Annotated in this window: 23 protein-coding genes and 1 riboswitch; of the genes, 15 read left to right on the plus strand and 8 right to left on the minus strand. The window is 70.1% G+C overall.

Annotation, left to right across the window (positions count from 1 at the left end):
• Nucleotides 1-44: 44 nt before the first annotated feature.
• Nucleotides 45-599: a hypothetical protein gene (locus KMW22_RS05135; protein ID WP_221088969.1), complete on the plus strand. Its 555-nt coding sequence runs from the start codon at nucleotides 45-47 to the stop codon at nucleotides 597-599.
• A 162-nt stretch (nucleotides 600-761) separates the two neighbouring features.
• On the opposite strand, the gene KMW22_RS05140 is transcribed toward KMW22_RS05135, so the two are convergent.
• A complete protein-coding gene (locus KMW22_RS05140) occupies nucleotides 762-1,514 on the minus strand; it encodes an ArsR/SmtB family transcription factor (protein ID WP_221088970.1) in 753 nt (250 codons plus the stop codon).
• A 30-nt stretch (nucleotides 1,515-1,544) separates the two neighbouring features.
• On the opposite strand from KMW22_RS05140, the gene KMW22_RS05145 reads away from it, so the two are divergent.
• The 5 genes from KMW22_RS05145 (at nucleotide 1,545) to KMW22_RS05165 (ending at nucleotide 7,150) form a co-directional block, all read left to right on the plus strand.
• Nucleotides 1,545-2,783, plus strand: a complete 1,239-nt coding sequence (locus tag KMW22_RS05145) for an MFS transporter (RefSeq protein ID WP_221088971.1) — start codon at nucleotides 1,545-1,547, stop codon at nucleotides 2,781-2,783.
• Nucleotides 2,784-2,891: 108 nt separating this feature from the next.
• A riboswitch (ZMP/ZTP riboswitch) is annotated at nucleotides 2,892-2,980 on the plus strand.
• 47 nt (nucleotides 2,981-3,027) lie between these two features.
• Nucleotides 3,028-4,575 carry a bifunctional phosphoribosylaminoimidazolecarboxamide formyltransferase/IMP cyclohydrolase gene (gene purH / locus KMW22_RS05150; RefSeq protein ID WP_221088972.1) on the plus strand — a complete coding sequence of 516 codons (1,548 nt, stop codon included), beginning with the start codon at nucleotides 3,028-3,030 and terminating at the stop codon, nucleotides 4,573-4,575.
• 191 nt (nucleotides 4,576-4,766) lie between these two features.
• Complete coding sequence (locus KMW22_RS05155) at nucleotides 4,767-5,231, plus strand: MarR family winged helix-turn-helix transcriptional regulator (RefSeq protein WP_221088973.1); 465 nt, start codon at nucleotides 4,767-4,769, stop codon at nucleotides 5,229-5,231.
• The gene (locus tag KMW22_RS05160; RefSeq protein ID WP_221088974.1) at nucleotides 5,228-6,412 is read left to right on the plus strand and encodes a cytochrome P450; all 1,185 of its coding nucleotides are present in this window, start codon (nucleotides 5,228-5,230) and stop codon (nucleotides 6,410-6,412) included. Before KMW22_RS05155 ends, KMW22_RS05160 begins: the two co-directional genes overlap by 4 nt.
• A gap of 339 nt (nucleotides 6,413-6,751) precedes the next feature.
• Nucleotides 6,752-7,150: a hypothetical protein gene (locus KMW22_RS05165; protein WP_221088975.1), complete on the plus strand. Its 399-nt coding sequence runs from the start codon at nucleotides 6,752-6,754 to the stop codon at nucleotides 7,148-7,150.
• 66 nt (nucleotides 7,151-7,216) lie between these two features.
• Here KMW22_RS05165 and KMW22_RS05170 read toward each other — a convergent pair whose 3' ends face one another.
• Nucleotides 7,217-7,798 (minus strand): DUF4258 domain-containing protein, encoded by a 582-nt coding sequence (locus tag KMW22_RS05170; protein WP_328774620.1) that lies wholly within the window; start codon nucleotides 7,796-7,798, stop codon nucleotides 7,217-7,219.
• 340 nt (nucleotides 7,799-8,138) lie between these two features.
• Between KMW22_RS05170 and KMW22_RS05175 the strand changes: the two genes are divergently transcribed.
• Nucleotides 8,139-8,999, plus strand: a complete 861-nt coding sequence (locus KMW22_RS05175) for a GNAT family N-acetyltransferase (protein WP_221088977.1) — start codon at nucleotides 8,139-8,141, stop codon at nucleotides 8,997-8,999.
• A gap of 99 nt (nucleotides 9,000-9,098) precedes the next feature.
• Nucleotides 9,099-9,407, plus strand: coding sequence for a hypothetical protein (locus KMW22_RS05180; RefSeq protein ID WP_221088978.1), 309 nt, complete (start codon nucleotides 9,099-9,101; stop codon nucleotides 9,405-9,407).
• A gap of 173 nt (nucleotides 9,408-9,580) precedes the next feature.
• Here KMW22_RS05180 and KMW22_RS05185 read toward each other — a convergent pair whose 3' ends face one another.
• Nucleotides 9,581-10,183: a DUF305 domain-containing protein gene (locus KMW22_RS05185; RefSeq protein ID WP_221088979.1), complete on the minus strand. Its 603-nt coding sequence runs from the start codon at nucleotides 10,181-10,183 to the stop codon at nucleotides 9,581-9,583.
• Between the two features lie 44 nt (nucleotides 10,184-10,227).
• On the opposite strand from KMW22_RS05185, the gene KMW22_RS05190 reads away from it, so the two are divergent.
• Nucleotides 10,228-11,019, plus strand: coding sequence for a YdcF family protein (locus KMW22_RS05190; protein ID WP_235692642.1), 792 nt, complete (start codon nucleotides 10,228-10,230; stop codon nucleotides 11,017-11,019).
• On the opposite strand, the gene KMW22_RS05195 is transcribed toward KMW22_RS05190, so the two are convergent.
• Nucleotides 11,020-11,292: a hypothetical protein gene (locus tag KMW22_RS05195; RefSeq protein WP_221088980.1), complete on the minus strand. Its 273-nt coding sequence runs from the start codon at nucleotides 11,290-11,292 to the stop codon at nucleotides 11,020-11,022.
• A 236-nt stretch (nucleotides 11,293-11,528) separates the two neighbouring features.
• Here KMW22_RS05195 and trmFO point away from each other — a divergent pair, with 236 nt between their 5' ends.
• Complete coding sequence (gene trmFO, locus KMW22_RS05200) at nucleotides 11,529-12,929, plus strand: methylenetetrahydrofolate--tRNA-(uracil(54)-C(5))-methyltransferase (FADH(2)-oxidizing) TrmFO (RefSeq protein WP_221088981.1); 1,401 nt, start codon at nucleotides 11,529-11,531, stop codon at nucleotides 12,927-12,929.
• 335 nt (nucleotides 12,930-13,264) lie between these two features.
• Here trmFO and KMW22_RS05205 read toward each other — a convergent pair whose 3' ends face one another.
• Nucleotides 13,265-14,452 (minus strand): hypothetical protein, encoded by a 1,188-nt coding sequence (locus KMW22_RS05205; RefSeq protein WP_235692644.1) that lies wholly within the window; start codon nucleotides 14,450-14,452, stop codon nucleotides 13,265-13,267.
• A 120-nt stretch (nucleotides 14,453-14,572) separates the two neighbouring features.
• On the opposite strand from KMW22_RS05205, the gene murD reads away from it, so the two are divergent.
• The 3 genes from murD (at nucleotide 14,573) to KMW22_RS05220 (ending at nucleotide 17,848) form a co-directional block, all read left to right on the plus strand.
• Nucleotides 14,573-15,853 (plus strand): UDP-N-acetylmuramoyl-L-alanine--D-glutamate ligase, encoded by a 1,281-nt coding sequence (gene murD, locus KMW22_RS05210; protein ID WP_221089237.1) that lies wholly within the window; start codon nucleotides 14,573-14,575, stop codon nucleotides 15,851-15,853.
• The gene (locus KMW22_RS05215) at nucleotides 15,850-16,962 is read left to right on the plus strand and encodes an FtsW/RodA/SpoVE family cell cycle protein (protein ID WP_221088983.1); all 1,113 of its coding nucleotides are present in this window, start codon (nucleotides 15,850-15,852) and stop codon (nucleotides 16,960-16,962) included. The genes murD and KMW22_RS05215 overlap by 4 nt, the downstream gene beginning before the upstream one ends.
• A 76-nt stretch (nucleotides 16,963-17,038) precedes the next feature.
• Complete coding sequence (locus KMW22_RS05220; RefSeq protein ID WP_221089238.1) at nucleotides 17,039-17,848, plus strand: EamA family transporter; 810 nt, start codon at nucleotides 17,039-17,041, stop codon at nucleotides 17,846-17,848.
• 606 nt (nucleotides 17,849-18,454) lie between these two features.
• On the opposite strand, the gene KMW22_RS05225 is transcribed toward KMW22_RS05220, so the two are convergent.
• On the minus strand, nucleotides 18,455-20,029 hold the full coding sequence (locus KMW22_RS05225; protein ID WP_221088984.1) for an ABC transporter ATP-binding protein: 1,575 nt from the start codon (nucleotides 20,027-20,029) through the stop codon (nucleotides 18,455-18,457).
• Nucleotides 20,030-20,171: 142 nt separating this feature from the next.
• Between KMW22_RS05225 and KMW22_RS05230 the strand changes: the two genes are divergently transcribed.
• Both KMW22_RS05230 and KMW22_RS05235 read left to right on the plus strand, forming a co-directional pair.
• The gene (locus KMW22_RS05230; RefSeq protein WP_221088985.1) at nucleotides 20,172-20,996 is read left to right on the plus strand and encodes a phosphatase PAP2 family protein; all 825 of its coding nucleotides are present in this window, start codon (nucleotides 20,172-20,174) and stop codon (nucleotides 20,994-20,996) included.
• A 74-nt stretch (nucleotides 20,997-21,070) separates the two neighbouring features.
• Nucleotides 21,071-21,793, plus strand: a complete 723-nt coding sequence (locus tag KMW22_RS05235; protein ID WP_221088986.1) for a c-type cytochrome — start codon at nucleotides 21,071-21,073, stop codon at nucleotides 21,791-21,793.
• A gap of 70 nt (nucleotides 21,794-21,863) precedes the next feature.
• Here KMW22_RS05235 and KMW22_RS05240 read toward each other — a convergent pair whose 3' ends face one another.
• A complete protein-coding gene (locus tag KMW22_RS05240; protein ID WP_235692646.1) occupies nucleotides 21,864-22,190 on the minus strand; it encodes an HNH endonuclease in 327 nt (108 codons plus the stop codon).
• A gap of 154 nt (nucleotides 22,191-22,344) precedes the next feature.
• Nucleotides 22,345-24,003, minus strand: coding sequence for a catalase (locus KMW22_RS05245; RefSeq protein WP_221088987.1), 1,659 nt, complete (start codon nucleotides 24,001-24,003; stop codon nucleotides 22,345-22,347).
• Between the last annotated feature and the right edge of the window lie 143 nt (nucleotides 24,004-24,146).

A 24,146-nucleotide genomic window follows, 5' to 3' on the forward strand; every position in this document is an offset into this window, starting at 1 on the left:
AATGCCCAAGCCAGCCCGGGGCGGGGCCGCGTAGGCTGAACGCCATGAGCCTCAAGGACAAGTTCTCGGGCGAAGAATGGTTCACCGTGATGAACGGCCCTGGCCGGGCCGGCGCCGCCGTGGTGGCGGCCAGTCCCAGCGGTGTCACGGGGCTGGTGGCCGAAGCCCAGGCGCTGGGTCAGGCCGTGCGCCAGGGCCTCAGCGCCGCCGGGCGCACCCCACTGCTTGAAGCGATGGCCGCCGACCTGCTGGGCACGCCGCCGGACCCCGCCACCGCTCCCCGCCAGGAACGGGCGCGGAACATGGACGAGGCCCGCGAGCAGAGCCTGCAGGGCGTGCGGCAGGCCGCGTGGCTGGTGAGCGCCAAGACCAGCCCCGAAGACGCCGCCGCCTACCGGCAACTGCTGCTGAGCGTGGCCGAGCAGGTGGCCCTGGCCGCCAAGGAAGGCGGGTTTCTGGGCATTGGCGGTGAGCAGGTCAGCGAGCGCGAACGCGCGGTCATTGAGGAACTGCGCCGCCTGCTGGGGGGCAGCGAGGCGGCGCCGGCCCCCACCCCCCTGTCGGCCCCGGCCCCGGACGGCAGCGGCAACAGCAACTGAGGCGGGGAGGCTGGTACCGCCCTGGGTGAACGCCTCCCGGCGGCGGTGGTGCGAATGAAGTGCTCTTCGACGCAAAAAGCGGTGTAGGCACGTTGAAAGGCAACCTGCAGGTAAACCGGGGCGCCGCACTCAGGTCGGTGCTTCCCGCGCGCACCCTGGCCTCTACGGGCCTGCATCCTCCGGGGGCAGGTTGGGCGTCAGGGTCAGGCGCAGCAGGTAGGGGGTTTGCCCCGGGGCCTTGCGTCCACTGTACCGGCGCTGCAAGGCATGCAGTTCGCGCTGCAGGGCCTTGGCCTCGGCGGCCGACAGCTTGAGGGTGGTGGTGTTGTCCCAGATGGCCGGGCTGCCCTCGGCCAGCAACGGGTCCAGAAAAGCCTGTGGGGCCGGTCCCAGGTGGGCTTCGGCTGGGCATTCGGCTGGGCGGTAGGGCAGCAGGGCGTGGCTTTTCAGGCCGGTTTCGTCGCCGTAGGTGTACAGCCCGAACCAGCGGGGGTCCTCGGCCAGCTGGCTCCAGGCGTGGGTCAGGGCCTGCAGCACCGAGCGGCGCGCATTGTCCAGCGAGGCCTCGTACAGGGCCGCAATGGACTCAGCCGAGGTGGCGGCAAATGGCACGAAATAGCCCCGCGAGGTGGCGCGGTAATACCGGATGGCCCGCCCGGCGCGCGGCTCGGTGCGCGTGACTTCCAGAAGCCCCAGCCGCAGGAACTGCCGCACCCGGTACAGCACCGCTGTCTTACTGACCCCCAGCTCCCGCGCCACGTCACCCACCCGCCGCTCGCGCCAGATAAACGGCTCGAAAAACTGCCGGGTGTAGGCGTCGGCCAGCACCCGCGCCGCCGCCGGGTCGTCCAGGCGCTGCCACAGCGAAGGCTGGGTCGGCGCCCCGGCGGGGCTGGGTGAATCTGGGCCTGTCATGTTCACCAGCCTACGGCCCAGGCTGCCCCCATGACACCTCGGGCGCACCTGCGGCACACCTCTTTTCGCTGGCTCTGGCTGGGACAGGCCGTTACAGTGCTGGGCGACCGGGCGCTGGGGGTGGCGCTGCCCTACGCGGTGTATCAGCAGACCGGCTCGCTGCGGGCCACGGCGCTGCTGGCGCTGGCCGGCTACTTGCCGGGTCTGCTGTTCGGTTCGCTGGCCGGGGTGCTGGCCGACCGCTGGGACGGGCGCCGGGTATTGGTGGTCACGCAACTGCTGCAGGGCGCCGTGATTCTGCTGCTCCTGGGCGCCGGCCCCGAGCGGCTCTGGCTGGCCACGGCGGTCATGTTCGCGGAACTGACCCTGAGCCTGCTGGCCCTGCCCGCCAGCGCCGCGCTGCTGCCCCGGCTGGTGGGCGAAACGCACCTGGCCCGGGCCACGGCTCGGCTGGCGGTGGCCACCACCACCGCGCGGCTGCTGGGGCCGGTGCTGGGCGGGGTGCTGGCCGCGCAGGCAGGCATGCCCGGCGTGGTCGTGCTGGACGCCGCCAGCTTCTTTCTCGCCGCCCTGCTGTTCAGCCGCCTGCCCCGCGCCCGGCAGGCTGCACAGGGGGCAGCGGCCCCGGAATCCCTGCTGGGCACCTGGCGGGCCATGGGCCGCGAATGGCGCGCCGGCCTGCAGGTGATCGCGCGCCGGCGCGTGATTGGCACGCTGTTCGTGACCCTGGGCCTGACCAGTCTGGGCGGCACCCTGGTGGACCCCTACTACATGGGATTCGTGCAGGGCGCCCTGCACGCCAGCGCCGCGCAGGTGGGACTGCTCAGCGCCGTGATTGGCGCCGGCACCCTGGCCGGCAGCCTGCTGTCCACCTGGGCCGCCGAACGGTTCGATCTGCGGCGGCTGGTGGCCCTGGGCACCCTGCTGGTGGGCGGCCTGATGCTGGCGATGTACCAGCAGACCCAGGTGCCCCCCGTGCTGGTGCTGGGCGCCCTGCTGGGCCTGCCCATGGTGGTGGCGAACGTGGCGGCCTCTACCCTGCTGCAACTGGCCACGCCCCCCGACTACCGGGGCCGGGTATACGGGGCCCTGGGGACCACCACCGCGCTGGTGGGCGTGGCCGCCACCGGCAGCGCGGCCCTGATCGGCAGCCGGGTGGACGCCGTGCCCATGCTGACCGTGGCCGCGGCCCTGACCCTGCTGGCTGGGGTGGCCGCCCTGACCTTGCCGGCCCCCCAGCCCCGGCCGCAGGAGGTGGCCCAGGCCTGACGGCGGACGCCAGGGGCTGGGGGCCTGTCCGGCCCTGCCGAGCACCGCCGCTGCCTGCCCGTGACCGCGCCGGGCCGCCCGCGCACCGGGCAGGGTATGCTGGCGCCCAGAGCGGAAGGCGACTGGCGCCCTGGACGTGGACCCAACCACGGGGAAGCCTTCCGGACCTTTTCTGATCGCGCGCCTGGGTCGAGTTGCTGCTCTGTCTGGGGCGGCAACTCGTGGTTTCCCCTGGAGGACCAACATGGCAAGACGGGCACTGATCTCCGTGAGCGACAAGACCGGCGTGGTGGAATTTGCCCGCCAGCTGGCCGAGCGCGGCTGGGAAATTCTCAGCACGGGCGGCACCTACCAGAGCATTGTCGAGGCGGGCATTGCCGCCCGGCAGGTCAGCGACGTGACCGGCTTTCCCGAGATGCTGGACGGCCGGGTCAAGACCCTGCACCCGGCGGTGCACGGCGGCATTCTGGCGCGCCGGGAAGAAGGGCACCTGGGCCAACTGGCACAGCACGGGATTGGCACCATTGACTTGGTGTGCGTGAACCTCTATCCCTTCCGCGAAACAGTGGCGCGCGGCGCGGCTTTCCCCGAAGTGATCGAGAACATCGACATTGGCGGGCCTGCCATGATCCGCTCGGCGGCCAAGAACCATGCGGGCGTGCTGGTGCTGGTGGACCCGGCCGATTATCCGGTGGCCCTGCAGGACGAGGTGTCCCCCGCCGAGCGCCAGCGGCTGGCAGCCAAGGCCTACCGCCACACCAGCGAGTACGACGCCGCCATCACCGCCTACCTGGAAGGCACCTCCGACGAGTTGCCCACCGCGCTGCCCGAGCAGCTGACCCTGAACCTGACCCGCGCCGCGCAGGTGCGCTACGGCGAGAACCCGCACCAGCCCGGCGCGATCTACCGCCTGGGCGCCGCGCAGGGCCCGGTGCTGGACGCGCGGCTGCTGAGCGGCAAGCCCATGAGCTTCAACAACTACGCCGACGCCGACGCCGCCTGGGCCCTGTGCCAGGAACTGAGCGAGCAGGAAGCGGCGGTGCCCGGCCACGAGGTGGCCTGCGTGGCGGTCAAGCACGCCAACCCCTGCGGCGTAGCCCTGGCACAGAGCGCCCGCACCGCCTGGGAACGCGCCCGGGACGCCGATACCCTCAGCGTGTTCGGCGGCGTGGTGGCCCTCAGCCGCCCGGTGGACCTGGAAGCCGCGCAGGCCATGCGCGGCACCTTCCTGGAGGTGCTGATCGCCCCCGAGGTCAGCCCGGAGGCCGCCGCGTGGTTCGCCGAGAAGAAGCCGGACCTGCGCGTGCTGGTGGCGGGCCCGGCAGCCGGGATCAGCCGGCTGGACGTGCGGCCCCTGACCGGCGGCTTTGCCGTGCAGGAACGCGACACCCGCCCCTGGGACGACCTGTGCCCCGAGGTGGTCACAACCCGCGAACCCACCGAGCAGGAATGGCTGGATCTGCGCTTTGCCTGGGCCACGGTCAAGCATGCGCGCAGCAACGCGGTGGTGCTGGCCCGAGACGGGGTCACGGTGGGCCTGGGGGCCGGGGCGGTGAGCCGCATCTGGGCCGCCGAGCGCGCGGTGGCCAACGCGGGCGAGCGCGCCCAGGGCTCGGTCCTGGCCTCGGAGGCATTCTTTCCCTTCGACGATGTGGTGCGGCTGGCCGCCGGAGTAGGGGTGCGCGCCATTCTGCAACCCGGCGGCGCCAAGCGCGACCCCGAAGTGATTGCCGCCTGTAACGAACTGGGCGTGAGCATGGTGTTCACGGGTTCGCGCCACTTCCGGCACTAAGTCAGGCGGGAACGGGACGCGGCGGGGTTTTGGCCCCCGCCGCGTCCCACGTTTTGCCTCTCACGCAGCTGACGCCTCCAGAGGCCCGCGTGCAGCGGTGATCTGCCTTCTGAATCAAAAACCGAAAAGCTCCAGCCCTTCGTCCACCCTCCTCTCAGCTTCTTCTGAACAAATAGTTGCAGAATGCAATCATGTCTGCTTCCTCTCCCCCTTCGCCGGACCTGCAGGCCCAGCCGCTGCGGTTTCTGGCGGCGTACTGGGGCGTGTGGCAGGTCATGAGCACGCGGCTGCACGCGGCGCTGGAGCGCCAGCACAGCCTGGACCTACGCACCTTCATTGCGCTCAGTTATGTGCAGGCGGGGCCCATCACCCCGGCTGAACTGGCCCGGCAGCTGAAGGTGCCCCGCTACGAGGTGGCGCGCATCCTGCGCCGCCTGGACGACCTGCACGCCATTGCCCGCCGCCGCGACCCGGGGGACGCCCGCTCGCACGCCCTGCACATTGAGCCGCTGGGGCAGGCCATCTGGGCCAGCGCCATGCAGACCGTGCAGGCCGTGACCGCCCCCGCCCTGGCCACGCTGAACACCGACCTTGACCCGGTGACGGCCGCGCTCGAACGCCTCGCCGCCCTTTCCCCGGAGGACCCCCGCCCATGACCACCCCCGCCCAGTGCCCCTTTGGCCACGGCAGCCTGACCCGCCCATCTGCAGCCTCGCCCCGCCCCGGCGCCCCCCTACGCCTGGAGGGCGAGGCGTACCAGATTCACGACTTCCAGACCGCGCGCGAGGTGCTGCGCAGCGACGACGTGGTGCAGGCCGGCTTCGGGGCCGACCAGTTGCAGGGCGCCAGCGTGCTGCGCAACAAACCCGTGCTGTACACCGAAGGCGACACCCACCACGAGATGCGCCGCGACACCGCGCGGTACTTCACCCCCGCCGCCGTGGCGACTTACCACCCCATGATTGCCGCTCTGGCCGACGACCTGCTGGGCCAGCTGGCCCGGGCCGGCGAGGCGAAGGTGGACGACCTGAGCCTGACCATGGCCGTGCGGGTGGCCGCGCAGGTGGTGGGCCTGACCGACAGCGCCCTGCCAGGGCTGCACCGCCGCGTGACCACCTTTGTGGAGGGGGACCGGCCCCGGGGCGAACAGGCCTCGCGGCTGCAGCAGGTGCTGGACCAGCGCCACCTGCTGGCTTTTTACCTGCTGGACGTGAAACCGGCCATTGCCCGCCGCCGGCGCCAGCGGCGTGACGACCTGATCAGCCACCTGCTGGACCAGGATTACAGTGACCTGGAAATCCTGACCGAGTGCCTCACCTACGGCACGGCAGGCATGGTGACCACCCGCGAGTTCATTACGGTGGCCGCTTGGCACCTGCTGCGCGAGCCCGAACTGCGCTGGCACTATGTCCACGGCACCGAGCGCGAGCGCCACGCCGTGCTGCACGAAATTCTGCGGGTCGAGCCGGTGGTGTCCACCCTTTACCGCCGCACCGTGCGCGACCTGACGGTGGGGGGCGAGGTGATTCCAGCGGGCCGCCTGCTGGCCCTGAACATCCGCGACACCAACGAGGACCCGGCCGTGGCGGGCGCGGACCCGGCGACCCTGTGCCCGGGGCGCCCGCTGCCGCGCGGCGTGCAGCCCCCAGTCCTGGCCTTTGGGGACGGCCACCACCGCTGCCCGGGGGCGTTTCTGGCCATTCGCGAAAGCGACGTGTTCCTGCGCCGCCTGCTGATGTGGCGCGACCTGCGACTGGTCGCCCCACCCACCGTGACCTTTAATGAGGTGGTGCAGGGCTACGAACTGCGCGGCATGCGCGTGGCCCTGGGCCGCTGACCAGGGCAGCCGAAGGACGCGGCCAGGACAGACAGCTGTCTGGGCGGCACTCATAGCGGAACACAGAGCTATTGATAAGGATTCCGGTTCATCAGTGATGGAACCCCTGATGAACCCGACCGAAGGGACTCTCAGAGCGGCGCAGCAGAGAAGGAAAAACGGTGACGGCAAGGCGTGGAAGCACCGAAGCGACGCGGAGGGGCTGTCACGGATGATCCGGAATCCGTATGAGAGGCCGCTCTTTGGCCCCAGGGTGGAATTGGCAGCCGCTGTCAGGGGCTCTGCCGTGACCGCAGGTGGATCTGGCCACGGTCAGGCCGAACCGGGTAACGTGACGCTGTGCCTTTCCAGCCTCTGCCACAGGACCAGCCCAGCATCATCCTGGGTTGCCCGGACTGCCACACGTCCTGGGTGATCTACGAGCAGCAATTGGGGCTGCCCGTTTCCTGCCCGGGCTGCTCTTCTACGGCCCGGCCCACCCACCTGGGGCATACCAAGGCCGGCAGTGGCCGTCAGGTGTCCTTTCCCAGTTTCCGGCGCCTCTTGGAACAGCCGGACACGGCACACAGAGTCATTCCCATAGTGGAACGCTGGCTGAATCTGCGTTATGAAGGCGCGCTGCGCTTCGTGGACCCGGCCGGGCAGCCAGTCCCGCTGACCGAGGTGCATTTCCAGCTTCAGGGGCAGGCCGAGTGGCAGGGGGCGATCTACAACCTGTTCATGTCCAGCGTGCGCTGAGCGGCAACCACGCGGGCCGCCGGGTGACGCTTCATCGCCCGGCGGCCCAACGTGTTGCCTGCCCTCCTACGCGCTCTTTTTCCAGCGGCCCTTGCCCCGGTGGCCCACACGGTTGCCGGCGTGGGCGGTGCGGGCGCGCACGGTCTGTTCGTCGTAACGAAGCATCAGCGCCAGCCGGGCGCGGCTGATGATGTGGTGCGGGTGCTTGGGCACAAAGGCCGTCACGATGTCCACGTGGCCGTCCCCGTGCGGCTCGGCCACCACATGCAGCGGCAGGGCCACCCCACAGGCCTCAAAGTAGCCGCACACCAGCCAGCGGCGTTCCTCGGTGTACACGGCGCGCACCCGGCCCGTCAGCAGCACGTTCAGCACGTCGTGCTCCAGAAAGCCCTCGGCGCGGGCGTGGCTGATGGCGTGCGGGCACAGGTGGTACCGGCCATCGTAGACCGCGTCGCGTAGCCGGGCGTGGGCCCGGGCCAGGCTGAAGTCGTCGGTGCTGACCCCGGCCAGTTCCGCCTGCCGCTGCGGCTTCAGGGGCGCCTGCGGGCTGGCCGCCCGGGGTGGGGGCGAAGGCGGCGTGCGCCGCGCGGCCTTTTCGGCGCGCGACAGCTGGGCGCGGAGTTGCAGCAGGTCCGTACTGGCCTGCACTTCACCCAGTTTGATGGCCTGTGGCGGTCCGCCGGTCTTGGGCGCGCCTGGGCTTCTGCTACGGTGTCTGGTCACGGCGAAGCACCTCCGGGAAAAGCGCGCCTGAACAGGGGGGCTAAAAAAGAAAAGGCCCCTCAAACACGCGGTTCGTGTCTGTGGGGAAGGCGGCGTCGTACCCTGTTCAGGGCATGGGCGCAGCATAGCACGCACGCCGGGCCCCGCAGCGTGAGGCCCGGCGCAGACAGGCGCGGCGGCGGGTGGCTACCCTGATTGTGTCTGGTTCGACAGTGTGCTGGTCCTGCCCCTCCCCTTTTGCCTTTTTTCCTCGGAGGTTCCTGCCATGATCCGCCCCATGCTGGCCACAGATGTGCCCGATGTCCTCGCGCTGCTCAACTGGATGGACGACGCCCCCGAGCGCGAGGTCTTCTCGCCCGAAGCGCGCAGCGAAGGCGAACTGAAAGTGGAGTGCGAGGACTGTACCTGTCTGGTGGACGCGGGCGAGGAAGGCGTGCTGGCCTACTGCGCCCTGTCGCCCTTCCGGGACGGGCTGGTGATGGAAGGGCCCATCAGCGACGGCGCGCAGCTGGGCCCGCTGCTGCGCCACGCCCTGGAGCGGGCCGATGGCCTGCCGGTCTACGCCTTTGCCGCGCGCGACAACCTCCCGGTGCGGGAGGCCCTGGAGGCCGCCGGCTTTGCCCCCATGCACACCACCGACTTTTACAGCGCGCCGCTGTCGCGCCTGACCCCGCACGCCTGCGCGCCGGCCGGGCACCGCATTGTGCACCACCTGCCGCTGGCCACTTACCGCGAGCTGTTCCGCGCCAGCGAGGACACCTGGGCCGAGCGCCTGAACTGGACCCCGGAACAGGTGGATGAGCATTTCGCGCGCCCCGATGTGCGGCTGGTGGCCCTGCTGCGCGGCGAGCAGGCCGTGGGCTTTGCCGAACTGGAATTCAACGCCGAGGACGCCCGCGCCGACGTGACCTACGTGGCCGTTCACCCCGCCGAGCGCGGCCAGGGCTACGGCCTGACCCTGTTGGCCCTGGCCGCCGCCGAGGCCGACACGCGCCCGGAACTGCGCACCCTGCGCGTGCGCGCCCACGACCACATGAAGCCTGCCCGCGCCCTGTACGCCCGCGCGGGCCTGACCCATTGCCGCAGCGTGGTGACCTACATGAAAGAGGGCGACGAGGACGTGTAAGAGGGGCTGGGCGGGAACTGGGAAGCGCGTTGGGTGCGCCCCCGCCCAAACCCGGGCTTGCCCACAGATGCGCGCCCGGCGGGGCCGTAAGCTGCCCCCGTGGCCAAGAAGGATCGGCGTTCCCCACAGCCCGCGTTCGTGACCCTGCGCGACATGCCGGGCACCCGGGTGATGTTCTGGGTGGTGGACAGCTGCCCCTACTGCGGCGAGCGGCACCTGCATGTGGCGGGCAATCTCCGCACCGCCGACCCCGGCGAGACGCTGGGCGAGGTTCCGGCCCCCTGCCAGCCTGAGCGGCCTTATGTGCTCTCCCTGCCCCCCCGCCCCAAGCGCAAGGGCGGCAAGGAGGAGCGTCGCCGCGAACGGCGGGAGAATAAGCGCGACGACTGGGACGAGGACAACTGGTAGGACCACCCACGCGACAGGCCCCTGGCCACGCCCCGCGCTGCACTCATAGCGGGAACCACATGACCTGAAGGGTTCACCTTCAGGTCATGTGGAGCGAGTACCCGCGACAGACAGCGGTTGAAGTGGCGTTGAGGGGGGTGCGTTCCTCCCCTAGACGGAACGGAAGACCGCTGTCAGTGCTCGTGCCCGCCGGCACCTGGTGCATCTGGAGCCGGCAGCGGCTGGGCGCCCCGTTCTTTCAGCAGCGTGGTCATCAGGCGGATCTCGGCGGCCTGGGCATTTTGAATCTGGGTGGCCAGGGCCCGCACTTCCGGGCGCACGCGGGCCCCCAGCACCGGCGTGACCATCGCCAGCGCCCCCTGGTGGTGCCGGGTCATCAATTGCAGAAACTGCACCTCGCTCTGCCGGGGCGGCAGGGTGCTGATGCGCGCCACCTCGGCGGGGGTGGCCATGCCCATCATGCGCGCGTGTTCGGCGCTCATGCCCTCGCCGCCCCAGGGCCGGCCCCAGAGGGTCAGCCAGCCGCGCATCTGCCCAATCTGCTCCTGCTGCGAAAGCAGCATGTCCAGGGCAATGGTGCGCAGGTCCTCGTCGCGGCTGCGCTCACGGATGCGAATGGCCATGTCCACCGCCTGGGTGTGGTGCTGGGTCATCTCGCGCACAAAGCGGACATCTGGGCTCTGCTCGCCCGGGGGCAAGAGGCGCGGGGCCAGGAGCAGGGCAGCGGCCAGCACACCAGCCAGCAGCAGCACAGGCAGCAGAATTCGGCGCAGCATCAGGGGCGAGTATAGGCGCCGCCCCCCGGTAGACTTGCCCCCAGATGAGGTTCCGGTGGCAGGACATGGCAGGTGGCGGCGCGCTGGGGGCAGCGCTGGGAATTCTGGCGGCCTTTTTTGGCGACGTGCGCGCGCCCGTTGGCCTGCTCCTGGCCCTGGTGCTGGCCGGGGCCCTGGCCGGGGCGTGGCCCCCTGCGTGGCGGGCGCTGCGCCTGGGTGCGGGCGCGCTGGCCCTGGGCCTGTGGCTGTGCCTGCTGACCCCGGTGCTGCGCGCGCCGCTGGCCACCCTGACCCTGGCCCAGCCGCCCCAGCCAGCCGACGCCATCGTGGTGCTGGGGGGCGGGGTGCAGTGCGGCACCCGTACCCTGGAGCCCAGCAGCCTCAGCCGCCTGGTGCGGGGACTGGAACTGTGGCGGGCAGGCTACGCCCCATTGGTCACGGTGTCCGAACAGTCCGCGCTGCTCGGGCCCCGGGGGTGTCCGAAAATCAGCACGCTGGCCCAGGCGCACCTCCGCGCGCTGGTGCCTTCGCCGGGCCCGGAGGTGCTCACCCTGACCAACGTGACCACCACCCGCGACGAGGCAGCCCGCGTGCGCGACCTCGCCCGGGCGCGCGGCTGGACCCGGGTGCTGCTGGTGACCAGCCCCAGCCACTCGCGCCGCGCCGCCGCGCTGTTCCGGGCCCAGGGCGTGAACGTGCTCAGCGTGCCCGCCCCCGAGGTCCGCTTTGACGAAACGCTGCCCATGCCGGCTGACCGCCTGTGGGCCGCGCGCATCCTGGCCTACGAGGGCCTGTCGCGCGTAAAGGCGGCCCTGGGCGGCACGCCGGAGCGGTAATCAGAGGATTCGGCGCCGGCCCGGGTCAAACGTCCACTGCACAACTTCAAACTCGCGCCATGAGTGATCACTCCCGAAGAAGCTGATCTGCTGTCCGTCCTGAAACTGCAGTGAGAGGCTGGGTGTGGTCTGCCTGACGCCATACAACCAGCCCGCCAGTGTTTGCCCCCGGAGCCCCGTTTCTTCTCCCAGATCGCGCAGGGGCGCAAACAGACCCTCTTCAGGCACTTGCCAGGCCAGGGACGCTGTCTCTGATGACGGCCAGTCCAGCATGGGCCATCAGCGAAGATGCGCCACCACTGGCCTTCCAGGCGCAGCCACACGATATGGGGCGAACAGACCGAATCTGTAGAGCGGAACTCTTCGGCCATCAACGCCTGAACCACCGCCCCGTTGAGCGGCGGCGGCTCTCCGACCAAATCGAAGGTGTGCCGCATGGCCCTCCCATCTTCCCTCTTCTTCCCCACCCCACAAATCCCCGCCCTCCTTTCCCCTACACTCGCTGCTTGATGAGTGAGCGGATGATCACGGTGGTGGGCGCAGGCCTGGCGGGCTCGGAGGCGGCGCTGGCCGCCGCGCGGCTGGGCGTGCGGGTGCGCCTGTATGAAATGCGCCCGGTCAAGATGACCCCCGCGCACCGCAGCGGCAATTTCGCCGAACTGGTGTGCAGCAACTCGCTGGGTGGCGAGGGCGAACTGCAGAGCAAGGGCCTGCTGCAGGCCGAACTGCGCAGCGTGGGCGGCGCGATTGTGGGGGCCGCCGACGCCTCCAAGTTGCCGGCTGGCAACGCGCTGGCCGTGGAGCGCGATGAATTCAGCGCCCGCGTGACCCAGGCGGTGCGCGAACACCCGCTGATTGAGGTGCTGGGCGAGGAAGTCACCGCTGTACCCCAGGGCATCGCCGTGATCGCCTCCGGGCCCCTGACCTCGGACGCGCTGGCCGCCGACCTCGCCCAGCTGACCGGCAGCGAGCGCCTCAGCTTCTATGACGCCGCTGCCCCGGTGATCGCCTTCGAGAGCATCAACATGGACGTGGCGTGGCGCGCGGGCCGCTACGACCAGAGCGCCGATTACATCAACTGCCCCTTTACCAAGGAGGAGTATCTGGCGTTTTTCGGGGCGCTGGAGCAGGCCCGCGCCCACACGCCCCACGACTGGGAGAAGCTGGAATTTTTCGAGGGCTGCATGCCCATTGAAGAAATTGCGCGCCGGGGCGTGGACACGCCGCGCTTTGGCCCCATGAGCCCCAAGGGCCTGGACAACCCCCGCACTGGACGCTGGCCCTACGCCGTGGCCCAGCTGCGCCAGGAAGACCGCGAGGGCCGCATGTGGTCCCTGGTGGGCTTTCAGACGGGCCTGAAGTGGGGCGACCAGAAGGCGGTGGTGCAGCTCATTCCGGGCCTGGAAAATGCCGAGATCGTGCGCTATGGCGTGATGCACCGCAACACGTACCTGAACGCGCCGACCGTCCTGGAATCCAGCCTGGCGCTGCGGGCCGACAGACAGAAGTTCGTGGCGGGCGTGCTGGCGGGCACCGAGGGCTATCTGGAAAGTGCGGCCACCGGCTGGCTGGCGGGCACGAACGCGGCCCGGTTGGCCCTGGGCCTGCCGCCCCTGACCCCCCCGGCCGAATCCATGCTGGGCGGCCTGACCCGCTACCTCGCCAGCGCGAACCCCAAGGGCTTCCAGCCCATGAACGTGAACTGGGCCCTGGTGCCCGAATTGCCCGCCGAGGTGAACCCCAAGACCGGCAAACCCCGCAAGCTGGGCAAGCGCGAAAAGCGCCCGGTGATGTTCCGCCGTGGCCTGAACGCGTTTATGGCCTGGGCGCAGGAGGAAGCGGGGTTGAGCGTGACGGTGCCTGCCGTCCTGGCTGAGCCACCAGCAGAACCTGAAGTCGCTAACGTCTGAGCGAGAGGCCCCTCACCCCTTGCTGCGCAAGGCCCTCTCCCGTTGGGAGAGGGTCAAAACATCGCCCCATCTTTTGTCTTTTGAAAAGTAGAACCTTCTGGGGCACACCAAGCCTTCCTGCCCCCATACCGCCCGGGTCCAGACGAAGCCGTCGTGCCCGAAGGGCGCGGGCGTGGGGCGATGGGCGGAGAAAGGCGACGGCGTACACAGCGGGGCGAAGTCGGGCCGCCCTGCACCGTCAGTCAACGTTTGCCAGCGCAGCGCTGCTCCCCCTGCCCCTCTGGGGTAGGGGGCTGGGGGGTGGGGCCAGCCACAGCAAAGAAAACCCGCCCCCCCTACCGCAACCGCTGCACCTGCACCGTATACCGCCCCCCCACATCCTCCCGCCAGGCCACCGTCACCCGCCCCTGCCGGTCCACCGCCACCGCTGGCGACCGCGCGTCCCGCTTCAGGCTCCGGTTCAGCACCGGCCACGCCACCCACGCCTGCCCATTCCAGCGCGCCGCGTGAATCTGCCCCAGCCCGTCGCTGATGCGCTCTTCCACCCAGGCCAGCACCGCGTGCCCCGCCGGATCGGTGGCCAGTGCGGGCGCCGAAGCGTACAGGCGACTGAGCGCCCCGCCCATGGGTACCCAGCGCGCGCCGTCCCAGCGCGTGGCCAGCAGGGTGTCCTGGCCCTGCACCTGCTGCAGCCACGCCACCGTGGGCCGGTCCTGGCCGTCCAGCACCATGCGGGTAGAGGCCACGTAGGCGGGCTGGGCGTTCAGGGCGCCGCCCAGGGGCTGCCAGCGTGCGCCATCCCAGCGCGCGGCCAGCACGCGGCTTTCGGTGACCTCGCCCTGCAGCCACGCCACGACCGGCTGCCCGCCGCGCGTCAGGGCCAGGGCCGGGGTCCGGGAAAACGCGCGGATGTCGTTGAACGCTGGCCCCCGCACCCAGCTTTTCTGGACCGGGTCCCAGCGCCGTACCGTCAACTGGCTGCCGTCGGGCTTGCGCAGGTATTCACCCCAGGCCAGCACAATTTCACCCTGCCACGCCGCCACGGCGCGGGTGCGCGCCGCGTAAGGCAGGTCGTCGCCCAGGTAGCGCCCGGCCCAGTCGGTCCAGCCCTGACCTTCACGCCACGCCCGCAGCTCCACGATGTCGTTGTCGCCGTAGTTTTCATTCCATACGGCGGCGGGGCGGCCCTGCTCGTCCAGCACGAGGTTCAGGTTGGAAGCCGGGCGGGGCTGGCGGTAGTTCAGCACGTCGCCCAGGGGCTGCCACGCGCCGCCCTGGCTGCGCCACACCCGCACCACGCGCCCAGTAAAGGTGCCGCGCCCGGAAGAAAAACGGCCGCTGTCCACCACCGCGCCCAGGTGCAGGGTGCCGTCGGGGGCGGCAGCCAGCGCCACCTCGCGCACCGGGGCGCTCAGGGGCGGCGGGGTCAGGACCGGGCCCACGCGCAGGGGGTCGGCACCCCCGGCTAGGGCGGCGGTGGTCAGGGGCAGGGCCAGGGTCAGCAGGGCGGCGCGGCGCAGCATCGAAACCTCCGGTGAGTGGGGGGGCGGCTGAGGGGTGTCCTGCCGATTCTTGCCCATGTGGGCGCGCTTCTCAAGCGCCGCGCCCCGCCCCTGCTCTATGGTGGGGGCGTGAACGACGGGGTGCTGGTATACGGACTGGGGCGCAGTGGCCGGGGGGCGGCGCGCTTTCTGGCCCGCGAGGGCAGAAAGGCCGAGTGGATCGACGCGCGCCCAGCGGCCGAGGATCTGGCGCTGATGGCGGAACTGGACTGGGCACCGGGGGACGCGTCGCGCCCCTACCGCACGGTGGTGGCCGCGCCCGGCGTGCCCATTGACCACCCGGACCTGACCCGGCTGCGTGCGGCCGGCGCCGAGGTGATTGGCGAGGTGGTGCTGGCGGCCCGCGCCCGCCCAGAGCTGCCGATGGTGGGCATTACCGGCACCGCCGGCAAGGGCAGCACCACGGTGCTGGTGGCACAGTTGCTGCGCGCCTCGGGGCTGCGGGCGCTGGAGGGCGGCAACATTGACCCCCCGCTGCTGGACGTGGTGGATAGCGCCGAGGTGGCGGTGGTGGAACTCTCCAGCTTTCAGCTGGAGCGCGTGCCGGGCCTGCGCCTGCCGGTGGCAGTGATCACCAACCTGGGCGTGGACCACTTGGACCGCCACGGCACCCTGGAGGCCTACCACGGCGCCAAGCGCAACATCACGGCCGGGCAGGAAGCGGGCGACGTGCTGGTGCTGCCTGCCGGGCTGACCGTGCCCACCCGGGCGCAGGTGCGCGCCTTTGAGCCTGCGCGGCTGGTGCTGGCGGGTGGCCAGCCCGTGCTGGACCCGGCCGACCTGCCTGCCGGGGTTCACCCCGCCAATGCCGCCGCCGCCCTGCTGGCCACCGAGGCGCTGCTGGCGCGCCTGGGGCGCGCCGCCGATCCAGCGGTCCTGGGGGACGCCCTGCGCCATGCCCAGCCGGTGGCGGGCCGCTTTGAAACGGTGGCGCAGGTGGGAGACGTGACCTTTATCGAAGATTCCATTGCCACCCGCACGCTGGCGGTGCAGGCGGCCCTGGACCGCGCCCGGCCCCCGGTGGCGTGGCTGGTGGGCGGCCGGGATAAGGGCGCCGAACTGGCCCCCCTGCGCGAGGCCGCCCAGGGCCGGGTGACCCAGGTGATCGCCTTTGGCGAGGACGGCGAGACCATGGCGCGCGCCCTGGGACTGCCCTACCGTGTGGTGGGCGGCGAGGACGGCGAGGCCATCATGCGCGCCGCCGTGCAGGCCGGCCTGGACGCCCTGCCGGGGGGCGGCACCGTGCTGCTGGCCCCGGTGGGCACCAGTTTTGACCAGTTCCGCGACTACAAGGCCCGGGGCGAGAGTTTCCGCCGGGCTGCCCAGGCGCTGGCCCAGGCCCGTGCGGAGGCCCAGGCGTGAGCGTGCAGCTGCTGATTGCCCAGGTGCTGCTGATCAGCATGGGCCTGATCGGCGTGGCGGCGGTGGACCCGGCCAAGATCTTTGACCACGGCCCCAAGGCACTGCTGGCGCTGGGGCTGACGCTGCTGGCCGCGCGCCTGCGGCCCCGGGCGTTTTTGCAACTGGGCCCCTGGGTGTGGGGCGCGACCCTGGTGCTGCTGGTGTTGGTGCACTTTATCGGGGTGGGCACCGCCGAGAGTTCCGGCACCCGGCGCTGGCTGGACTTCGGCGTGATCCGCTTTCAGCCTTCCGAGATGGCCAAGCTGGGGCTGGTGATGATGCTGGCGTCCTTTTTCGCGCGCCGGGGCGTGCAGAACAAGCTGATCAGCGCCACGGGCATGATCGTGCTGACCACGGGGCTGGTGTTCTGGGAGCCGGACCTGGGCAGCAGCGTGCTGATGTTCTCGCTGGGCATCATCCTGATGTACGCGGCGGGCGTGCGGATCAGCAACATCAGCGGCTTCATGCTGGCTCTGGGGCTGCTGGCCATTCCGGTGGCGGGCATCTACGTGGAGCGCAACCCCTACATCATGGAGCGCCTGACCGGTTTCCAGAGCCGAGAGGACGTGGCCAAGCAGGGCCTGGACCAGATTGGGCTGGCCCACCGCGACCTGCGTATGGGCGGCGTCATCGGCCAGGGCCCGGATGGCCCCCGCTACGAGTACTTCGGCGAGCACACCGACATGATCGTGGCCTCGATAGGTTTCAGTTCGGGGCTGCTGGGCGTGGCCATGCTGCTGTTTGCCTACTGGCTGATCGTGGCCACCGCGCTGGACGTGGCGCACCTTGCCAGCCGGGTACGGCCCATGACCCCGGAAATCCACGGCGCCAGCGTGCTGGCCATTGGCGCCATGTTCATGATCGTGGGGCAGGCCTTCGTGAACCTGTGTGTGGCGGCCGGCATCTTCCCTGTAACTGGCGTGCCGCTGCCCCTCGTGAGTTACGGCTTTTCCAGCATGCTCACCATGAGCATCGCGCTGGGGGTCATTCACTCTGCCATGCGCGAGGTGCGCCGCGCCCTGCCCGAACCCAGCGAAACCGACCCCCCGGTGGCCCTGAGTGCCGACTGACCCGGCACCGCCCGGCGCGGCCGCCACGGTGCCGGGGCGCTTCAGCCTGCCGCCCATTCCGGCCCTGCTGCTCGCCATGCTGAGCATTCAGGGCGGCGCCGCCTTTGCCAAGACCTTGTTTCCCACCCTGGGCGCGGCCGGCACCACCACCCTGCGCGTGACCCTGGCGGCAGCCCTGCTGCTGGCTGTGTTCCGCCCCAACCTGCGCCGCCTGACCCGGGCCGACTGGGCCGCCATTGCCCCCTACGGCGCCGCCCTGGGCCTGATGAACCTGGCCTTTTACGAGTCGCTGCGCTTTTTGCCGCTGGGACTGGCGGTCACGCTGGAATTCCTGGGGCCGCTGCTGCTGGCCCTGGCCCTGTCGCGCCGCGCCGCCGATGTGGGCTGGGTGGCCCTGGCAGGTGTGGGCATTGCCCTGATTGCCCCCATTGGCGGTCAGGGCGCGCACCAGGTTTCACCCCTGGGCATCGTGCTGGCGCTGACGGCCGGGGCGCTGTGGGCCGCCTACATCCTGGCGGGCGGGGCGGTGGGGCGCCGGGTGCCGGGCAGCACGGGCGTGGTGGCGGGCATGGTGGTGGCCGCCCTGGTCACCCTGCCTTTTGGCGCGGTGCAGGCGGGCCCGGCCCTGCTGTCGCCCGCCGTGTTGCTCTCGGGGCTTGCGGTGGCGGCGCTGTCGAGCGCGCTGCCGTACACGCTGGAAATGCGCGCGCTGCGGGCGATTCCGGCGCGGGTGTTCGGGGTGATGATGAGCCTGGAGCCGGCGCTGGCGGCGCTGAGTGGGCTGCTGTTTTTGCATGAGCGGTTGACGGGGGTGCAGTGGGTGGCGATGGGGTGTGTGATTGCGGCGAGTGCGGGGATTCAGTTGAAGGGGAAGAAGGGGGAGTAGGGCGAGGTCGTTTTCTAGCTTTGCCCCACCCCCCCAGCCCCCCTACCCCGGAGGGGCAGGGGGGAGCGGCGCTGCGCTGGCAAACGTTGACGAACGATTTGGGGTGGCTCGGCTTCGCCCCGCGTTGTACGCCGTCGCCATCCTCTTCTCATCGCCTCACGCCCGCGCGCTGCGCGCACGACGGCTTCCGTTGCTCACCCCGCAGGGGTGAAGGGCAGGAACGCTTAAGACACGAGGTTCTACTTTGAAAACCAGCTTCGGCAATTGGCCGTTATGTTTTTCAAAAGTAGAACTCTCTGGGCCCCACCAAGCCTTTTTGCCCCTCTACCGCCCAGGTCCAGACGAGGCCGTCGTGCCCGAAGGGCGCGGGCCATTGCGGTGGGACAGAGGATGGCGTCGAAGCCGGACACGTCAACGAACGGAGCGAAGCCGCCAACTTCAGTAAAAACTCTCGCCTAGCGCAGCGCCGCTCCCCCCTGCCCCTCCGGGGTAGGGGGGCTGGGGGGGTGGGGCAAAGCTAGAAAACGTCATCGCCCTCCCTCCCCAAACACCCACAACCAAAAGCGCCCCCACCACCCGGCAGGAGCGCCCCAACCCAGTGCGGCCTTACCAGCCCGCTTTGGTCGTCGTCGTATCCTCTCCACTCCCCGTCATCAGCAACCCCAGCTGCGTCTCCGTGGCATTGGCCGCGTCCACCTCACCCACAATCTTGCCCTCAAACATCACCAGAATGCGGTCGGCAAGGTTCATCACCTCGCCCAGGTCAGCGCTGACCAGCAGCACGGCCAGCCCCTGGTCACGGGCTTCCACGATGCGGGCGTGAATGAACTCAATAGCGCCAATGTCCACGCCGCGCGTGGGCTGGCTGGCCACCAGAATCTTGGGGCCCTTGCGCATCTCGCGCGCCACGATGATCTTCTGCGCGTTGCCCCCGGAGTACCGACCGGCGGGCAGTGAGGCGCTGCGCGGGCGCACGTCGTACTGCTCGCTCAGCTTCTTGGCGTTCTCCTCGATTACGTCGCGGCGCAGGAACCCGAAGCGGCCCGCAAAGGGCGGGCGGTCATGCTCGCCCAGGATGAAGTTCTCGGCGGTGGTCATCTCCAGCACCAGCCCGCGCTCGTTGCGGTCTTCGGGGACGTGCGACAGGCCCGAGGCCTCCACTTCACGCACACCCCGGGCCGACCGACCCAGATAAGAGATCTGGCCCTCGTAGGGCTTCAGGCCAGTGATCGCCTCAATCAGTTCGCTCTGGCCGTTGCCTTCCACGCCGGCAATGCCCACGACCTCGCCCGCGCGCACCTGGAAGCTCACGCCGTCCACCGCGTTGTGGTGCTCGCCCTTCACGACCACGTTCTGCACGTCCAGCGCCACAGCGCCGGGCTGGGCGGCCTGCTTCTGCACCTTCAGCGACACGTCGCGGCCCACCATCATGCGGGCCAGCAGTTCGGTGGTGGCGCCCTGGGCCGGAATGGTGCCGATCATCTTGCCGTCGCGGATCACGCTGATGGTGTCGCTGATGTGCAGCACCTCGTGCAGCTTGTGGCTGATGAAAATCACCGCGTTGCCGCTGGCGGCGTACTGGTTTTTCAGAAAGGCGAACAGTTCGTCGGTTTCGCTGGGGGTCAGCACGGCGGTGGGCTCGTCCAGAATCAGGATGCGCGCGCCCCGGTACAGGGTTTTAAGGATCTCGACCTTCTGCTGCTGGCCCACGGGCAGCTCGCCCACGATGGCGTCGGGGTTCAGGTCAAAGCCAAACTGCTTGATCAGCTCGGCCACGCGCCGCCGGGCGGCCGGGTAGTCAATGGCGCCGCCGCTGGTGGGCTCGGCGCCCAGGATCACGTTCTCGGTGACCGAGAGCGTCTCGACCAGCATGAAGTGCTGAAACACCATGCCGATGCCGCGCTTGATGGCCTCGCTGGGGTTTTTCAGGTCCACGGCCTCGCCGTCCACCACAATCTGGCCGCTGGTGGGGGGCTGAATACCGTACACGATCTTCATCAGGGTGGATTTGCCGGCGCCGTTCTCGCCGCACAGGGCGTGCACGCTGCCCCACTGCACGGTCATGGAGATGTTGTCGTTGGCCAGCACCAGCGGAAAGCGCTTGGTGATGCCGCGCAGTTCCAGCGCGTTGGGAGAATTGTGCTGAACGGCCCGGAGCACGTCAGGCTGGGAAAGGGTCATACCCCGCAGTTTACCGCGCCCTGCCCTGAAGCGGCGCCGCCCACGGCCCGGCGGCACTGGGGGGGCCGGGTGGGCTCCCGGCCCGCCGCCGTCCAGCCCAGCCCCCTTGCCCCGCCGCTGGAATCAGGCACAATGTAAGTTCATGGACAGTTTTTGGTTGATGGTCACGAACCTGGGTCGTGACGAGGTCTTTATCGTGGCGCTGGCCCTGTACACCTGGCTGGTGCGGCCGTCCGGGGGGCGGGACCTGGGTATCGCCTTTGCCCTGAGCTACCTGACCAACACGGCGCTGAAGTACGGCCTGGACCTGCCGCGCCCCTTTGCCAGTGATCCCACGGTGGCCTCCGAAGCCGCCAAGGCCACGGCGGGAGGACCGGGCCTGCCCAGCGGGCACGCGCAGATGAGCGCCACGCTGTACCTGGGGATGGCGGCGCAGATCGGGCGTCCCTGGTTCTGGTACGTGGCCGCCGCGCTGGTGGCCCTGATCAGCTTCTCGCGCCTGGCCCTGAACGTGCACTACCCCAGCGACACCATCGTGGGGCTGCTGCTGGGCGCCTGTTTTGCGGCGCTGGGGGCACGCGGCCACTTTCCAGACCTCGCGCTGGGCCGCTGGCTGCCCCCGGCGCTGGTGCTGCTGGCCGCTGCCCTGCTGCCAGCCGGTACCCCCCGCGAGGTGGGCGCCGGGCTGGGCCTGCTGGCGGGCTTCTGGGCGGTGCGCCCCACCTTCACCCCCCCGCGCGACGTGGCCGGGCGCCTGATCGTGGCGGTGGTGGGCCTGGTGCTGGTGTTCGCCGTGTACTTCGGCCTGGGCGCCCTGCCCGAGAGCATCAAGGACCTGCCGCTGGGGCGCGCGCTGCGCTACGCCCTGCTGGTGGCCACTGCCGCCTGGGTGGTGCCCACGTTGCTGCGCCGCTGGCTGCCCACCGGGGCGGCGCCGGCCCTGGCCGGGGCGCAGGCCGTACACTAGGACCCTCTCCCCGTACGCGCCCCCCCCTCGCCGGCAACACCCCTCATCTGCAGCGCCTTTTTCGGAGGTTGGTTATGGGCATGGTTTCCCCGTCGGTTCGCCTGTTCGCCGCTGGTCTTCCCGCCCTTTTGCTGGCCTCGGCCGTGCTGACCCAGCCTGTGCGGGCCCAGACGGCGACCCCAGCCAGTCCGCTGCAGGCGGGGCCCGCCAGTGCTGCCCGGGGCGCCACCCTGGCCGGCTCGTGCACCGGGTGCCACCGCGCGGGTGGCCGCGCCCCGGACCTGACCGGCCGCCCCGCCGCGCAGACCCAGGCGGCGCTGGTGGCCTACCGCAGCGGGGCCCGGCAGCACCCCGTGATGCAGGGGGTGGCCGCGCGCCTGTCCGACCAGGACATCGTGGATCTGGCGGCGCACTTTGCGCAGGCGGGGGGCCAGCCGGCCGCGCCCACGCCCAGCACACCCGCCCCGAGCACACCCACGCCTCCGCCCACCACAACCACGCCGGCTGCCCCAGCGACCCCGCTGGCGCTGGGCAAGGCGCTGTACCTGGAGGGCGCCCCGGCCCGCAACATCCTGGCCTGCGCGGTGTGCCACGGCGAGGACGGCCAGGGCGCCGAGGCCTTGGGCATTCCCAGCATCGTGGGGCTCGGCGAAGCGGCCACCCTGGCGGCCCTGAAGACCTACCGCGCCATGCCCCCGGTGGGCATCGCCTATCCCGACGCCATGCGCATTGCCCTGAAGCCCATGACGGACGCCGATCTGGCGGCGGTATCGGCATATGTGGGCACGCTGAAATAAGGCTATGAGCTATGGGCCATGAGCTTTGGGGGGTTGTCCCCATGGCTCATGGCCCATAGCTCTTGGCCTCTTACCTCACCCGCACCGCTTTGGTGGCGGGCTGCTTGCGAATCCAGGCCACGAAGCGGGCCACATCCTCGTGGGCGCGCAGGGCGTCCAGATCGGCGTAGTCGCGGGCCAGTTCGGCGTTGGTGAAGGTGCGGTGCAGGAACTTGTGGCAGGGCGCACACAGCAGGGCGGTGGGCAGTTCCGTCGCCTTCAGGCCCTGTCGGCGACCCTGCGAGCGGGGCAACAGGTGGTGCTCGGTCAGCTGCGGGACCTCGCGTTCGCACAGGGCGCAGCGCTGCGGCGCGCGGGGCGGCGGGGGCCAGGCGGAATCGGCGCGGCGGCGGGCCATCAGGGGCCAGGATAGGCAGCCATAGCCTGGGCAACCGTGCGGGGCCTCGCAGAGCCGGGGTGGGCGGCTGGGGCCAGAGAAGTCCAGACCAAAAAAGCCCCGCCCGCAGGCCAGGAGGCATCTGCGGGCGGGGCTTCTTCGGCACGCCTTGTCTTCAGTACGGCTGGGCGGGCTCGCTCTGCTGCTCGGCGTCCTGCACGGCCTGCGCCTGCTTGTCCTGGGGCTGCGCCTGGGCCAGTCCCTCGGCCACGCGGCGGCCATAGTCGGCGTCGCATTGGGTGAACAATTCAACCATGCGCCGCTGAATACGCGCGTCCACCGGCGCCAGGGTATCCACGAGGTTACGGATCAGCTCGTCGCGCTCCCAGGGCTCGAAAGCGCGGTAGCGCTCGCCTGCCTGCCCAAAATCGTTGGTGCGGTCCAGTGGCTGTCCGGTCACATGGCCTTCCACATACGGCGCGTGCGGCTGCCCGGCACGCGGGGCCTCACGCAGGCCGTTCAGCATGGAGGGCTCGTAGTTCACATGCGGGTTCTGGCCGGGCGCGGTGTCCACGCGGTAGGCCATCTGGCCGTCGCGCTGGTTGGTTGCCACATGCTTCTTGGGCGCGTTGATGGGCAGTTGCAGGTAGTTGGTGCCCACGCGGTAGCGCTGGGTGTCCGAATAGGCAAAGGTGCGGCCCTGCAGCATCTTGTCATCGCTGAAATCCAGGCCGTCCACCAGCACGCCCGTGCCGAAGGCGGCCTGCTCCACCTCGGCAAAGTAGTTTTCGGGGTTGCGGTTCAGGGTCATCTTGCCCACGGGCAGGAAGGGGAACTGGTCCTCGGGCCAGAGCTTGGTGTCGTCCAGGGGGTCAAAATCCAGTTCGGGGTGCTCGCCGTCACTCATGATCTGCACGCACAGTTCCCACTGGGGAAATTGCCCGGCGGCAATGTGGTCGTACAGGTCCTGGGTGGCGTGGTTGAAGTTCTTGCCCTGCACCGCCTCGGCCTCAGCCTGGGTGAGGTTGCGAATGCCCTGCAGCGGCTCCCAGTGGTACTTGACCAGCACGCCCTCGCCGGCCGCGTTCACCCACTTGTAGGTGTTCACCCCTGAGCCCTGCATCTGGCGGTAGTTCGCCGGAATGCCCCAGGGCGAGAACAGGAAGGTGATCATGTGCATCGCTTCGGGCGTCTGGCTGATGAAGTCGAAGATGCGCTGCCCGTCTTGCCGGTTCGTCACCGGGTCGGGCTTGAAGGCGTGCACCAGATCGGGGAACTTCATGGCGTCGCGGATAAAGAACACCTTGAGGTTGTTGCCCACCAGGTCCCAGTTGCCGTCCTCGGTGTAGAACTTCACCGCAAAGCCCCGGGGGTCGCGCAGGGTCTCGGGCGAGTGGCCGCCGTGGATCACGCTGGAAAAGCGTACAAAGACCGGGGTCTGTTTACCCTTTTCCTGAAACAGCTTGGCGCGGGTGTACTTGCTGATGGGCTCGCCCCCCACGGTACCGTAGGCCTCGAACACGCCGTGGGCACCGGCCCCCCGGGCATGCACCACGCGCTCGGGCACCCGCTCGCGGTCAAAGTGGCTGATCTTCTCCAGAAAGTGGTAATTCTCCAGCGTGACCGGCCCGCGCGGCCCCACGGTGCGCAGGTTCCGGTTGTCGGTGACCGGGTGGCCCTGGCGCGTGGTGAGCGTCTGGGCCGTCTCGCCGTCGCTGTGACGGGGGTCGGCGGGGTGGCCGGCGCCCTGGGCCCCCGTGCCTGAGAGGTCGCGCGTGGCTTCGGAGCTGGGCCCAGTCTGGCTGGGCTGGTTCTGGGGGGTCTGGTCGTCCATACGCCGGTTATACCCAAGTTGGCCGGGCAAACATTGGCCTGCAGTTCAGTGTGTGGGGACAGCGGGGCGCTTTGTAGGACGGCGTACAGCGGTGGGAGGTTGGGGGCCTAGAGTGGACTGTTTGGCAAGAGAAAGGGGTCTGG

Source organism: Deinococcus aquaedulcis, assembly GCF_019693445.1.
Taxonomy (GTDB): domain Bacteria; phylum Deinococcota; class Deinococci; order Deinococcales; family Deinococcaceae; genus Deinococcus; species Deinococcus aquaedulcis.